Annotated in this window: 8 protein-coding genes; 1 reads left to right on the top strand and 7 read right to left on the bottom strand. The window is 59.2% G+C overall.

Annotated features, from left to right (window positions below):
• Positions 1–349: 349 nt before the first annotated feature.
• Both ABEA58_RS13665 and purL read right to left on the bottom strand, forming a co-directional pair.
• Positions 350–673 (bottom strand): TfoX/Sxy family protein, encoded by a 324-nt coding sequence (locus ABEA58_RS13665; protein ID WP_345552359.1) that lies wholly within the window; start codon positions 671–673, stop codon positions 350–352.
• Positions 674–1,599: 926 nt separating this feature from the next.
• Entirely contained in the window at positions 1,600–5,463 is a 3,864-nt protein-coding gene (purL, locus tag ABEA58_RS13660) for a phosphoribosylformylglycinamidine synthase (RefSeq protein WP_345552357.1), read from the bottom strand.
• Positions 5,464–6,280: 817 nt separating this feature from the next.
• Between purL and mltF the strand changes: the two genes are divergently transcribed.
• Entirely contained in the window at positions 6,281–7,762 is a 1,482-nt protein-coding gene (mltF, locus tag ABEA58_RS13655; RefSeq protein WP_345552356.1) for a membrane-bound lytic murein transglycosylase MltF, read from the top strand.
• Positions 7,763–7,854: 92 nt separating this feature from the next.
• On the opposite strand, the gene ABEA58_RS13650 is transcribed toward mltF, so the two are convergent.
• The 5 genes from ABEA58_RS13650 to lpdA all read right to left on the bottom strand — a co-directional run bounded on the left by ABEA58_RS13650 (position 7,855) and on the right by lpdA (position 14,345).
• A complete protein-coding gene (locus ABEA58_RS13650; RefSeq protein ID WP_345552354.1) occupies positions 7,855–9,336 on the bottom strand; it encodes a dihydrolipoyl dehydrogenase family protein in 1,482 nt (493 codons plus the stop codon).
• Positions 9,337–9,339: 3 nt separating this feature from the next.
• Positions 9,340–10,029: a TVP38/TMEM64 family protein gene (locus ABEA58_RS13645; protein WP_345552352.1), complete on the bottom strand. Its 690-nt coding sequence runs from the start codon at positions 10,027–10,029 to the stop codon at positions 9,340–9,342.
• 655 nt (positions 10,030–10,684) lie between these two features.
• Positions 10,685–11,557, bottom strand: coding sequence for a succinate--CoA ligase subunit alpha (gene sucD / locus ABEA58_RS13640; protein WP_345552350.1), 873 nt, complete (start codon positions 11,555–11,557; stop codon positions 10,685–10,687).
• A gap of 2 nt (positions 11,558–11,559) precedes the next feature.
• Positions 11,560–12,726, bottom strand: a complete 1,167-nt coding sequence (sucC, locus tag ABEA58_RS13635; protein ID WP_345552348.1) for an ADP-forming succinate--CoA ligase subunit beta — start codon at positions 12,724–12,726, stop codon at positions 11,560–11,562.
• A gap of 176 nt (positions 12,727–12,902) precedes the next feature.
• On the bottom strand, positions 12,903–14,345 hold the full coding sequence (gene lpdA, locus ABEA58_RS13630; protein WP_345552346.1) for a dihydrolipoyl dehydrogenase: 1,443 nt from the start codon (positions 14,343–14,345) through the stop codon (positions 12,903–12,905).
• Positions 14,346–14,398 lie beyond the last annotated feature (53 nt).

Here is a 14,398-nt window from a genome sequence, read left to right as displayed (position 1 = left end):
TTTGCTGAAAAGCAAATTCCAGACGGAAAACAGAGGAATACACAGGGGGTTTCCACCCCAGAAGCCAATAAATAGAGGATTCGGAGAGCGGCGTGGAAATTCATGAGTTGTTCAGAGCTTCCCTAGATGGTTACTAACAGGTACTTTGTGTCGGGAGTCTCGGCACAAGTAACAGTCACGGGCATTCGCCACTGACATCTCTCAGTTTAATGTGGCCCCGCCATCATTGGGTGACCGACGGCGGTTTAACGGCTTATGGCGGAGCATGCCGGATGGGCTGGATGACACGGGCAGCAACCCCCCAGTACTGCCGATGGGGTATTGAGACCTGTTGCGGGTCAGAGAGCGATTACTTGGGAGGCAGAGAGCCTGCAAACTCGGCACCGCGACTGACCCAGTTATCCAGGTCGGCCGCGATGGCATCCTCCTCGACATACACCATGCCCTTTAGTGGCCTGCCGGTATAGTCCATCGGGCGGGTGTACCTTTCGCCCAGCGCCGCCTGGTAATTGTCAGGCCCGACGCGAACCATCAGCTCCTCGCCCACCACTCCGCAGGCCATGTTGCCGTTCAACATAAAAGCGAGGCCGCCAAACATCTGCTTCTCGGTCAAGCCATCATTATCCTGCAGTAGCTCGCGTACTTTCTCGACCAGATCTTCGTTGTAAGCCATAACAACCTCCTTTGCTTGGTCTCTGCCTGTGGTCAGGGTGAAAAAGGGTGTACAGCACAGATTTCAATGTTTTCGTTGGGCCAGTATTTGACTGCCACCAATGCGCACTTCGCGGCACCTGTTCTCTCGGGCAAGCCAGCGCAATTGGCCGACTCTGTTTGCGGGCGCGGGTATAGACGCTGGTATAGAAAGAGGTGGCCGGATTTACACTGGCGTTAGATTGAGGAAAGCAATGGGCGCAGGTTAGATGGGATGGATGAGCAGGATGTAAGAAAGAAGAGAAAGCAGACGGCCGTACCGCTCTAGCTGGCTTGCCAGCTAAGGCCAGCCCGCGCAAGGTTGCGCCGCCAAACCTATCGCTAAATCTAGCACCAAACCCGTCACCAAACTCTTTGACCTGCTTCATACGCTGCATTTTATTGTCAGTCCATCTTTCAGCTTAGCAGGGAATCCGGCAATTGCCGGGCCGGCTGGAAGACTGCCACCAAATAAAGTGAACGCCAGGGGCGATGCTACTGACACACTCGCCCACTAATTAATGCCCACTAATGCCCAGAAATCAATGGTAATGACAGACAGGTAAAAGCCCGCCATCCAACAGACAGTGCCAGGGCTACCGCTTCAACAGAAATTTGCAACCTCCCCTGTTCGGCCTCCCCTGCCAGAGGCAGCCAACCTTCAGGAAGTCTTTAGCGTGAAAAATGAGCCTTCATCGGATGGTCAGAACCCTCGGTGGGTATAGGGAACTCAGCAGGCAAGCGCCTTCAGCGAGAGAGAAAAGCCTGCAGCGGGTAAACCGCCTTTAGTGGGGGGAGAGCCCTCAGCGGGGATAAAGAGCCTTCGGCAGGTAGAAACAGACAGCCGGCGGACACAAAAAAGCCCGCAACACTGTGCGGGCTTTTTTGTGTTATCAGCCGTGGGCTGGCTCAGTCCACAAACACGCGGGCGTTGCGGAACAGACGCATCCAGCCGGAATCCTCCTGCCAGTCGTCCGGGTGCCAGCTGTTGCTGACAGCACGGGCGACACGTTCCGGGTGCGGCATCATGATGGTCACGCGGCCATCCTCGGAACAGAGCGAGGTGATACCGTTCACCGAGCCATTGGGGTTGGCCGGATACATTTCGGTGATCTTCTGCTGGTTGTTGAGGTAACGCATGGCGATGGTGCCGGATTGCTCACAGGCTTCCAGCGCCTGCTGATCGGGGAATTCCACCCGCCCCTCGCCGTGGGCGACCGCCACCGGCATCCAGGAGCCGGCCATGCCCTTGAACAGCACTGAAGGGGTCTCCTCCACACCCACCAGCGCGAACCGCGCCTCGTACTGCTCGGACAGGTTGCGCACAAAACGCGGCCAGTGACTGGCGCCCGGGATCAGTTCCTTGATCACGGAGAACATCTGGCAGCCATTACACACGCCCAGTCCAAAGGTTTCCCTGCGGTTGAAGAAGCTCTCGAACTGGTCCCGCGCGCGACCGTTGAACAGGATGGTCTTGGCCCAGCCCTCGCCGGCACCGAGGACGTCACCGTAAGAGAAGCCACCACAACCCACCAGTCCCTTGAACTCATCGAGAGTCACCCGGCCAGCGAGGATATCGCTCATGTGCACATCCACCGCGTTGAAACCGGCGCGGTGGAAGGAGTGCGCCATCTCTACCTGGCTGTTGACACCCTGCTCGCGCAGGATGGCCACCTTGGGTCGCACCCCCTTGTTGATATAGGGCGCGGCGATATCCTCGTTGAGATCGTAGGTCAGGTTCACGGACAGGCCCGGGTCATCCCGAGTGATGGCTGCAAATTCCTGAGCCGCACAGTCGGCGTTGTCACGCTGCGCCTGAATACGGTAGCTGGTCTCCGACCAGATCTGCTGCAGCTCTGCCCGGGAGCGGCTGAACAGCTTATTGCCCTGACGGGTGATGCGCAGGGTCTCGTCCCGGTTCAGGCAGCCGATCTGATGCGCCGGCACACCCATTTCACCCAGACGCTGCACCAGCATCTCGGCTTCGTTGACCGGCACCTGCAGCACCGCGCCCAGCTCCTCGCTGAACAGTGCGGCGATGGGGTCTTCGCCCAACTCGTAAATATCGACATCCACCCCCACGCGACCAGCAAAGCACATCTCCGCCAGCGTCACGAACAGACCGCCATCGGAGCGGTCGTGGTAAGCGAGGAGGATGCCCTCTTCCAGCGCCTGCTGGATAACCTCGAAAAAGGCGCGCAGGCGCCCGGCATCGTCCAGGTCCGCGGGTTTGTCGCCCAACTGGTTGTAAACCTGCGCCAGACAGGAACCACCCAGGCGGTTTCGGCCCGCCCCCAGATCCACCAGGATCAGCTCACTGTCCTGGCCCGGCTTCAGCTGCGGGGTGACCGTCTTGCGCACATCGGTTACCGGCGAGAAAGCGGAGATAACCAGCGACAGTGGCGCGGTCACAGACTTCTCAACCCCGCTGTCATCCCATGCCGTGCGCATGGACATGGAGTCTTTGCCCACGGGGATGGTAATGCCCAGCTCCGGGCACAGCTCCATGCCCACCGCCTGCACGGTGCGGTAGAGCTTTTCCTCTTCACCCGGGTGGCCGGCGGCACACATCCAGTTGGCGGAGAGTTTGATATCAGACAGCTGACGGATACGGGTGCTGGCGATATTGGTAATCGCCTCACCTACCGCCAGGCGACCGGATGCGGGCGCATCCAGCAGCGCCACCGGGGTGCGCTCGCCCATGGACATCGCCTCGCCGGCGTAGCTGTCGTAAGCCACGGTGGTTACCGCGCAGTCGGCCACCGGCACCTGCCAGGGGCCCACCATCTGGTCGCGGGATACCATGCCGGTTACGCTGCGGTCGCCGATGGTGATCAGGAAGTTCTTGCTGGCCACGGTGGGCAGACGGAGCACACGCTCCACAGCTTCATTGAGGTCGATATCAGAGGTCTCAAACGCCGCAGTTTCCACCTCGCGCTTTTCCGCGGTGCGATGCATTTTCGGCGGCTTGCCGAACAGCACCGACATGGGCAAGTCCACGGGTTTGCTGTTGAACTTCTTGTCGTTCAGCAGCAGGTGCTTGTCTTCAGTGGCCTCGCCCACCACCGCGAAGGGGCAGCGCTCGCGGGCACAGATCTTTTCAAAACGCTCCAGGTCCTCCGGCATGACCGCCAGCACATAGCGCTCCTGGGATTCGTTACACCAGATCTCCAGCGGGCTCATACCCGGCTCGTCGGAGGGCACATTGCGCAGCTCGAAGCTGCCACCGGTGCCACCGTCTTTCACCAGCTCGGGGAAGGCATTGGACAGGCCGCCGGCGCCCACATCGTGGATAAAGGCGATGGGGTTCTTGCCCCCCAACTGCCAGCACTGGTCGATGACCTCCTGGCAGCGGCGCTCGATCTCCGGGTTCTGACGCTGCACGGATGCGAAATCCAGGTCCTCGGAACTGCTGCCGCTGGCCATACTGGAGGCGGCGCCGCCACCGAGGCCGATCAGCATTGCCGGGCCACCCAGCACCACCAGCTTGGCGCCGGGCTTGAACTCGGGCTTGTCGATATGCTCTTCGCGGATATTGCCGTAGCCGCCGGCGAGCATAATCGGCTTGTGGTAGCCGCGCCGCTCGCCGTCGAAGTCCTCTTCAAAAGTGCGGAAATAGCCGCAAATGTTCGGGCGGCCAAATTCGTTGTTAAAGGCGGCACCGCCGATGGGGCCCTCGATCATGATGTCCAGCGCGGTAACGATGCGCTCAGGCTTGCCGTAATTCACTTCCCAGGGCTGAAGGTAATCGGGGATCTGCAGGTTGGAGACGGTGAAGCCGGTCAAACCGACCTTGGGCTTGGAGCCGCGACCGACAGCGCCCTCATCGCGGATTTCACCGCCGGCGCCGGTACCGGCCCCCGGGAAGGGCGCGATGGCGGTGGGGTGGTTGTGGGTCTCCACCTTCATCAGCAGGTGGATGGCCTCATGGCTGAAGCCGTACTCCTTGGTTTCCGGGTCCGGGTAGAAACGGCCGGCCTCGGAACCCACCACCACTGCGGCGTTGTCCGAGTATGCGGACAGCACATTGTCACCGCCCTTCTGATAGGTATTGCGGATCATCGCGAACAGCGACAGGTCCTGATCTACACCATCGATGGTCCAGCTGGCATTGAAGATTTTGTGGCGGCAATGCTCCGAGTTCGCCTGCGCGAACATCATCAGCTCGACATCGGTGGGGTTGCGCTCCAGTTCTTCAAAACTGGTCAGCAGGTATTCGATTTCGTCATCCGCCAGGGCCAGACCGAGGGTTACGTTGGCCTGTTCCAGTGCACTGCGGCCACCACCGAGCACGTCGACGGAGGTCATCTGGCGGGCCTTTTCTTCCTTGAACAGCTGCTGCGCCTCACCCAGGTCGGAAAAGACACTTTCCACCATGCGGTCGTGCAACTGCGAGGCCAGGTCCTGGCGTTCAGCTTCGGTTAACTCGACCCCGGTAAGGTAATAGGCGACACCCCGCTCCAGGCGGTGGATGTCGGTCAGACCGGCGTTGTGCGCGATGTCTGTCGCCTTGGAGGACCAGGGGGAAATGGTGCCCGGGCGTGGCACCACCAACAGCAGCTCGCCCTGGGGATCGTGTTTTTCCTCGGTGGGGCCGTACTGCAGCAACCGCTCCAGCAGTGCGCGCTCCTTGTCGTCAAGCTTGTCGCTGTCCGCGAAATGCACGAACTCGGCGTACACGTCTTCAATCGCGGGCTGCAGCGCGCGCAGCTGGCTGAGTAACTTTTGATGGCGGAATTTCGACAGTGCGGGAGCACCACGCAGAACTAGCATCGCGGGAGTTTGCCTCTTGTCTGAACTTGGGGAACCGCGCTGCAGAATTATTGCGCAACCCCCGGGAATTGGAGAGGGCGCAATTGTACCCGAAGCCACGCCGCTCCAACACTGCCCCGCCCCTTTGGGGCGCGGTAAATTTGCCGGACGCCCCACCGACAGTGTAACCGGTGAAACTGGCACCTATTTCATGCCGGCGTCCTTTCAGTCTAGCGGGCCGGGCTAAACTTGACCTGTGGGCCTGAGCCCTCATATTGAACGGTAGGGAGCTAAGCCAGAGGTCGTCGTTCAATCGGCCAAGCCGCGGCTGCCCGATTAGGCAGCCAAGACCCCTTGAGGTAGAATTGGCCACCTTTTGACCGGCGCAGCCTGTGATCTGTTCAGATGACCTGAGACCTGATCAGATGCCCTGAAGAGAGCGCATGACCAGAACCCCAGCGGCAAGAAGCTTGGACGGCTCCTCGGGAAAAGCCCGCACCAGCGCGAGCATTGTGAGACAGACAGTTCATGCAGGCAGGCAGTACAGCAGCACCGCACAGATAGTGCTGAGAGTAAAGATAGTGCCCACAGTCATATCGCTCACATAATGAGTCAGTAGGCAGGGGCGTAGCCGGTGCCGGGAAACAAAACCCGTGATATATCCAGGCATGAAATATTCATGAAAGTCACAGCCACTGACAAACATCAACGTAATAACTACTCAGAACCGTCAAAGTAACAACCATCAACAAGCCATCGGGGACAAGGGTACAGAGGTAAGGGACTAACGAGAGGTATAAGGGATTAACGAAAGGTAAGGGACTCAAAGGGGACGCGTATGATCATGAAAAGCCGTATGCTGCGTTACAGCCGCCGCCTCGCCAAAGGCCTGGCGCTCGCTTGCTGTGCGTCGCTGATGGTGGCCAGCAAGGCGCCCACCACCCTCGAACGCGTCAAGACCTCCGGCAAACTGGTCGTATTGTCCCAGAACGGACCCACCACCTATTACGAAGATGCCAGTGGCAACCGTACCGGTTTCGAGTACGACATGCTCAAGGCCTTCGCCGACGAGCTGGGTGTGACGCTGAAAATCCGCGATGCCCACGATCTCGACCATATGTTTGGGCGCCTGACGGACCCGGACGAAGGCGCACACCTTGCCGCCGCCGGCCTGACGGTAACCAAGGCACGCCGTGAGCAGGTACGCTTCACCCCTTCTTATTTCGAGATTCGCCAACAGGTCATATACCGTTTGGGAGAGGAACGCCCAAGCGGCATCAAGGATCTCGAAGGCAAAACGCTGGCCGTACTCGCCGGCAGCGCCCACGCCGAAGAACTCAAGCGCCTCTCCCAGCGCTACCCCGGCCTGCGCTGGGAAGAAATCAGCGACGTGGATGCGGTAGAACTGATGGAAATGGTGGACCAGGGGGAGTTCGATTACGCCCTGGTTGATTCAAACGCCTACGCCGTCCACCGGGGCCTGTTTGCCAATATCCATTTGGCCTTCAACCTCACCCAGTTTCAGCCCGTCGCCTGGGCCTTTCCCAAAGGCAGTGACGACAGCCTGTATCTAGCCGCGCGGCAATTTATGCTGCGCGCCAATACCAGTGGCATGCTGGCGGAACTGCGGGAAAAATTCTTCGGCCATGTCAGCGAGCTGAACCCCGGCGGGGCCAAGACTTTTGCCAGAAGCACCCGCGAGCGCCTTCCCAAGTGGCGCGAGATTATGCAGGAAGTGGCCGAACAGCATGATCTCGACTGGCACCTTCTCGCCGCACTCAGCTATCAGGAATCCCACTGGAACCCGCGCGCCAGATCCCGCACCGGTGTGCGCGGACTGATGATGCTGACCCGGACTACCGCCAAGGAACTGGGGGTCAATCGCCTCGACCCCCGGGAGAGTATTGAAGGGGGAGCCCGCTACATAGTGCAGATCCGGGAAAAACTGCCCGAGCGCATCCGCGAGCCCGACCGCACCTGGATGGCACTGGCGGCCTACAACGTGGGCTACGGCCACCTCGAGGACGCGCGCATCCTGACTGAAAAATCCGGCGGCAACCCGGATCGCTGGACCGATGTGCGCGAGCGCCTGCCGCTACTGGCCAAGCGCCAATACTACAAACAGACCAAGCACGGCTACGCTCGCGGCTGGGAGCCGGTGACCTATGTGCAGAACATCCGTCACTATCAGGCGCTGTTAAGCTGGAGCAGTCGCATCGAGGAGCAGCGTCTGGCCGAGGCTGAAGCCGAGCGCATAGCCGAAGAGGCACTGGCGGATAATTCGCCCTCCGTGGAGGCTGCCGCCGCTTCCGCCCTTTGAGCCGACCCGGCGTCGGCACCGCTCCCGGACCAACTTATCTATTCAGCCCCATTCGGCACGCCCGACCCAACCAGCCCATCCACCCCGCCGTTCTAGCCACGGCGCCAGCGGTGAAACCATTCCAGCAGCTTTAAGGTTTTCTTAGGCGCATTCGCCCTCTTCCAGGCCCCGGCGGCAAAACGGTTGGCCTCCATCATGGTGGGGTAAGTGTGGATAGTCCCCAGCAGCTTGTTCATTCCCAGACCGTGTCTCATGGCCAGCACAAGCTCGGCGATCATTTCGGCGGCGTTCTCCCCCACAATCGATGCGCCGATAATCCGGTCTTTGCCCTTTGCGGTCAGCACCCTCACAAAGCCGCTCCGACTGCCGTCGACAATAGCCCGATCCAGCTCCCTCAATTCATAACAGGTGAGCTCATAGGCAATGCCCCGCTCCCGGGCCTGCACTTCGGTGAGCCCGACACCGGCCACTTCCGGGTCCACAAACACGGCTCTCGGCACCACAGAATAATCCACGGAGAATTTCTTCAGATCACCAAACAGGCCGTTGACCGCCGCATACCAGGCCTGGTGGGACGCCATATGGGTGAATCGGTAGGGGCCAACGAGATCGCCCGCCGCCAGGATATGCGGATATTTCGTGCGCAAGCAGGCATCGGTCTGCAAGCGCCCATCGTCGTCCACAAGCCCCAGTTCCTGCAAACCTAAATCCTGGATATACGGACGGCGCCCCAGCGCCAGCAGCAACAGATCGAAAGCGAGTGTTCGCTCACCCTGTACGGATTTCACCACCGCCGTGCCGGCACCTTGCCGCGCTGTGTCCGCCTCGAATCGCTGCGCCTCGGTGCCGGTCAGTACAGCGACACCTTCACTCAGCAGGGCCTCGGTGACAACTTCCGAAATGGGCTCATCCTCGGCGGGCAGCAGGCGCGGTGCTTTCTCCACCAGTGTGACACTGGCGCCGAGACGACAGAACGCCTGCGCCAGTTCACAGCCGATAGCCCCACCTCCCAACACCAAGAGCTTTGCAGGGACGCGCGGCAACTGCGCCAAGCGGCCCCAGAGGGTTTCGCTGGTGACATAGGACACCTGCTGCAGGCCGGGCAGCGGTGGCACCACCGGAACGGCGCCGGTGGCCAGCACAATCGCGCGGCCAGTGAGCACCTGCTCACTGCCATCGTTCATGCGTACCTGCACAGTCCAGGGGTCGCGCAGCCTGGCATAGCCCTGCAGTACCTCGACACCAAGCCCGCTGTAGCGCTCGATACTATCGTTTGGCTCAATGGCCTCGATGGATTCCCGCACATGTTTCATCACTGTGGGGAGATCGATTTCAGGCTCCGGCAGGCCCACCCCGAATCGAGCCGCCCCACGGGCCTGCTGGGCCATACGCGCGCAGCGAATCAGTGCCTTGCTGGGAATACAACCGGTATTAAGGCAATCCCCCCCCATCTGGCCCGCTTCGATCAGTGTCACATTCGCCTTCACCGCCGCAGCGATGTAGGCGCTCACCAGCCCGGCCGCACCGGCGCCAATAACGATCAGGTTGCGATCAAACTGTTTTGGCCTATTCATCGACTACCCCTCCTTCACCGACTTATAGCGCTTGATAGCCCGCAGTGTCCTCTTGGCCAGCAGTGGAAAGGCCCCCAGCAGAACAAAGGAAAGAATCAGCCCCGGAGAAAGGATTCCGCTAAGGCTGTCGATACTGGCCAGCTGGGTACCTGCATTCACATAAACCACGGTAGCCGGCAGCATGCCGACCTGGCTCACCCAGTAAAAAGTCCAGGGGCGGATACGGGTCAGCCCCATCAGGACATTGATGATAAAAAACGGAAACAGCGGCACCAGACGCAGCGCGAACAGATAAAAAGGCCCCTCCTGCTGCACCCCTTGATTAATCGTCTGCAGCCGCTCGCCAAAGCGATGCTGCACCCAATCGTGCAGCAGATAGCGGGCCACCAGAAAGGCCACCGTGGCACCGATGCTGGAGGCAAAAGAGACAATCAGGGTGCCCCAGGCCAGGCCAAACAATGCCCCGGCCGCCAGCGACATGATTGCCGCACCCGGCAGCGACAATCCCGTTACCAGGATATACAGGAGCGTAAAAAACAGCCCAACCAATAATGGCCGCTCCTCCTGCCAGGCCTGAAACTGGATCTGCCCCGCCTTCAAGTGTGCCAAGGTCAACCAGTCATTGAGATCGAAAAAGAAAAAGCTCGCTGCAAGCGCAACGAGTGCCGCAATCAGTATAAGTTTCCTGGTCAAAGCCGAGTCCTGTTGGCAATCCCCATGGGAGGAGGATAAGAATCATGCAGCAGTTACTGGTTAGCGGCTGGCAGCCGCTGATGCCGATTGTAAGTAACCGCCCTTCGCTATTAATAGTTAATGCTGGTTATTCGTCGTTGTTGGGGGCGGTGGATAGTGGCTGATATCGGTCAGTGGTTGTTACGTCACACAAGCCACAGTAGACTGCCCGCCTCCCCTTTACACCTATCGTTCTAGCCTCAACCCTCTCCGCTTCTCTACTTTTTCTACTCTCTCGAACTCTTTACACCCTCTACACCCTCTTCGCTCACCCACCTACCCCCACAGGTTTACTCTCGCGGATTGACTTTGGTCGGCCTGATTTCAACCCGCTAGGGTTTACCGCCTTCTCCCGCGACTCTATTCACACGACCTCCTCGCCGCGCAGAAAGACACTGCCAACCCTGCCAAACGCAATGGTATCGGTTGTTATCGCATAGATTTCATGGCGCAGGCCAGTAAGCACTTCCACAGTGTCGCCATATCCAGCCACTGTAGTTCCTTGAGGCAATACGCTCCTGTCTGCCGGTGACTGAGAGCGGCTTTTTACCTAGCGAACAGACACAAAAAAGGCTGCCTTAGGGCAGCCTTTTTTGTGCGTGAAATCAACGGCGAATTACCAGCCGGTAACTTCCTTCAGTGCACTGCCGATATCGGCCAGGGAGCGGACGGTTTTAACACCGGCGTCTTCCAGCGCGGCGAACTTCTCGTCAGCGGTACCCTTGCCACCGGAGATGATCGCACCGGCGTGGCCCATACGCTTGCCGGGAGGAGCGGTCACACCGGCGATATAGGAAACCACCGGCTTGGTGACGTTTTCCTTGATGTAGGCCGCAGCCTCTTCTTCCGCGGTACCGCCGATCTCACCGATCATCACGATCGCTTCGGTCTGCGGGTCCTTCTCGAACATTTCCAGAATGTCGATGAAGTTGGAACCGGGAATGGGGTCACCGCCGATACCGACACAGGTGGACTGGCCGAAGCCGTAATCGGTAGTCTGCTTGACGGCTTCGTAGGTCAGGGTGCCAGATCGGGAAACAATGCCCACTTTACCCGGCTTGTGGATATGACCCGGCATGATGCCGATCTTGCATTCGCCGGGAGTGATAACGCCCGGGCAGTTCGGGCCGATCAGGCGCACGCCCAGCTCGTCACACTTCACCTTCGCGTCCAGCATGTCCAGAGTCGGAATGCCTTCAGTGATACAGACCACCAGCTTGATGCCGGCATTGGCGGCTTCGAGGATGGAGTCCTTGCAGAAAGGGGCCGGGACGTAGATCACGGAAGCTTCCGCACCGGTCGCTTCCACGGCTTCCTTCACGGTATTGAATACCGGCAGACCGAGATGTTCCTGGCCGCCTTTACCCGGAGTAACACCGCCAACCATCTTGGTGCCGTAGGCGATGGCCTGCTCGGAGTGGAAGGTACCCTGGGAGCCGGTGAAGCCCTGGCAGATGACCTTGGTATCTTTGTTAATCAGTACGGACATGATTATTTACCCTCCGCCGCTTTAACCACTTGCTGAGCCGCGTCGGTCAGGCTGGTGGCCGCGATAATGTTCAGACCGCTTTCGCTCAGTACCTTGGCGCCCAGGTCTGCGTTGTTGCCTTCCAGGCGCACCACGACGGGAACTTTCACGCCCACTTCTTTCACCGCGCCGACAACGCCTTCAGCGATCATGTCGCAGCGCACGATGCCGCCGAAGATGTTGATCAGAACGGCTTTTACATTTTCATCGGACAGGATGATCTTGAACGCCTCGATCACACGCTCCTTGGTCGCGCCGCCACCAACGTCCAGGAAGTTGGCTGGCTTGCCGCCGTGCAGGTTGACGATGTCCATGGTGCCCATGGCCAGACCCGCGCCGTTGACCATGCAGCCGATATTGCCATCCAGCGCAACATAGTTGAGATCCCACTGGGCGGCATGTGCTTCGCGGGGATCTTCCTGACTGGGGTCGTGCATTTCACGCAGGTCGGCGTGACGGTACAGCGCGTTGCTGTCGATTACGACCTTGGCATCCAGACAGTGCAGGTTGCCTTCGTCGGTGATAACCAGCGGGTTGATTTCCAGCAGGGCCAGATCTTTCTCTTCGAACATCTTGGCGAGGCCGAGGAAGATCTTGGTGAACTGCTTTACCTGGGTCGGGTTGAGGCCCAGTTTGAAAGCCAGCTCGCGAGCCTGGTAAGGCTGAGCGCCTACCAGCGGATCGATAGTGGCCTTGAGGATTTTCTCCGGAGTCTCTTCCGCAACCTTTTCGATCTCGACACCACCTTCGGTGGAGGCCATAAACACGATGCGACGGGTAGAACGATCTACCACAGCGCCCAGGTACAGTTCCTGAGCGATGTCGGTGCAGCTCTCAACCAGAATACGGGAGACCGGCTGACCGTTTTCGTCTGTCTGATAGGTTACCAGACGCTCGCCCAGCCACTTCTCGGCGAACGCTTGAATTTCCGCCTTGGAATCCACCAGCTTTACACCGCCGGCCTTGCCGCGACCACCGGCGTGTACCTGGGCTTTTACCACCCACTTGTCGCCACCGATTTCATCTGCCGCCGCTGCTGCCGCTGCCGGGGTTTCCGCTGCTATGCCTTTGGAAACCGGCAATCCGTATGCTGCAAACAGTTGTTTGCCCTGATACTCATGCAAGTTCATAGTTGATACCAATTCACTTTTGAAAAATTAGGGGTCGGGTAGTCCCTCTCCCGTAACCATGATGGGCGGGCACTCGCCGCGAATGACGCAAAGGCAGGCCCACCGGAATGGATCCTGCCTTTCAGCCCGCCCGAACAAGACGGGGCGAACATGAAGTTCGCCCTGCTTCCTGACTCTTACTTGCGCTTCTTGCGGTTGGCGATATGGATCGCGTGACCGTTGACTGCGAGCGCAGCTTCCTTAACCGCTTCGGACAGGGTCGGGTGACCGAAGACAGTCATGCCGATATCTTCCGCACTGGAACCGAATTCCATCGCGATCGCCACCTGCTGAACCAGATCGGCAGCAGACGGGCCGATAATATGCGCACCCAGCACACGGTCAGTCTCGGCGTGGGCGATGATTTTGACCATACCACCGGTATCGTTGGCGGCCATGGCGCGACCGGAGGCCGCAAACGGGAAGACGCCTACATTGTAGGGCTCGCCGTCGGCCTTCACCTGCTCTTCAGTGCGACCAACGGAAGCGATTTCCGGATGGGTGTAGATCACATTCGGGATCACATCGTAGTTCATCATCGGCTTTTGGCCGGCGATGCGCTCGGCGACTACCACACCTTCTTCAGATGCCTTGTGCGCAAGCATCGGGCCACGCACTACGTCACCGATAGCCCAGACACCCGGTGCGGAGGTCATGCACAGATCGTTGACATAGATGAAACCGCGCTCGTCCAGTTTTACACCGGCATCGCCGGACAGCAGCCCCTCGGTGTAGGGACGACGACCCACGCATACGATCAGGCGGTCGAAGGTTTCCTGATGCTCTTTGCCATCCTTGTCTTCGTAGGTGACAACGACTTCGTCTTTTTTGACTTCAGAGCCGGTCACACGACAGGACAGGCGAACGTCCAGGCCTTGTTTTTTGAAGGTTTTCTGCGCTTCTTTGGCGATCTGCTTGTCCCAGATGGCAAGGAAGTCATCCAGCGCTTCCAGAACCACAACGTCGGAACCGAGACGGCTCCAGACTGAACCCAGTTCGAGACCAATCACGCCCGCACCAATCACACCCAAACGCTTTGGCACCTGCGGGAATTCCAGCGCGCCTGTGGAGTCGACGATAATCTTGTCATCCACCGGGGCCGGCGGGATGTTCACGGGCACGGAACCGGAAGCGAGGATAATATTCTCGGCTTCGTATACGGTGGTGTTGCCCTCGTCATCGGTCACTTCCACTTTCTTATTGGCCAGCAGCTTGCCGCTGCCCCAAATGGAAGTCACCTTATTGGCAGTAAACAGACCGGCAACACCGCTGGTCAGTTTTTTGACGATGTCGTCCTTGCGCTCGATCATCTTGGGCACATCCATCTTGACGCTCTTGGTCTCGATGCCGTGGATGTCAAAGCCGTCTTTGGCCTCGTGGTATTTCCAGGAGCTGTCCAGAAGAGCCTTGGAAGGAATGCAGCCGACGTTCAGGCAGGTGCCGCCATTCACACCCTTGCCTTCCTTGTTCTTCCACTTTTCCACACAGGCGGTCTTCAGGCCGAGCTGGGCAGCGCGAATCGCCGCTACGTAACCCCCCGGACCGGAGCCAATTACGATTACGTCAAATTTTTCCGACATGGTCAGTTCCAGATATTCGTGTGTTCAGGATTGCAGCGGGAGCAAAGCTCCCG

It is taken from the genome of Microbulbifer aestuariivivens, assembly GCF_039545115.1.
GTDB classification, from domain to species: Bacteria; Pseudomonadota; Gammaproteobacteria; order Pseudomonadales; family Cellvibrionaceae; genus Microbulbifer; species Microbulbifer aestuariivivens.
The sequence above is the reverse complement of the archived record's forward strand: the minus strand, read 5'-3'. Positions and strand labels throughout refer to the sequence as shown.

Excerpts from the sequence above, each read along its gene's own strand:
- ABEA58_RS13665 (WP_345552359.1), bottom strand. The coding sequence starts at position 673 with ATGGCTTACAACGAAGATCTGGTCGAGAAAGTACGCGAGCTACTGCAG.
- purL (WP_345552357.1), bottom strand. The coding sequence starts at position 5,463 with ATGCTAGTTCTGCGTGGTGCTCCCGCACTGTCGAAATTCCGCCATCAA.
- mltF (WP_345552356.1), top strand. The coding sequence starts at position 6,281 with ATGATCATGAAAAGCCGTATGCTGCGTTACAGCCGCCGCCTCGCCAAA.
- ABEA58_RS13650 (WP_345552354.1), bottom strand. The coding sequence starts at position 9,336 with ATGAATAGGCCAAAACAGTTTGATCGCAACCTGATCGTTATTGGCGCC.
- sucD (WP_345552350.1), bottom strand. The coding sequence starts at position 11,557 with ATGTCCGTACTGATTAACAAAGATACCAAGGTCATCTGCCAGGGCTTC.
- sucC (WP_345552348.1), bottom strand. The coding sequence starts at position 12,726 with ATGAACTTGCATGAGTATCAGGGCAAACAACTGTTTGCAGCATACGGA.
- lpdA (WP_345552346.1), bottom strand. The coding sequence starts at position 14,345 with ATGTCGGAAAAATTTGACGTAATCGTAATTGGCTCCGGTCCGGGGGGT.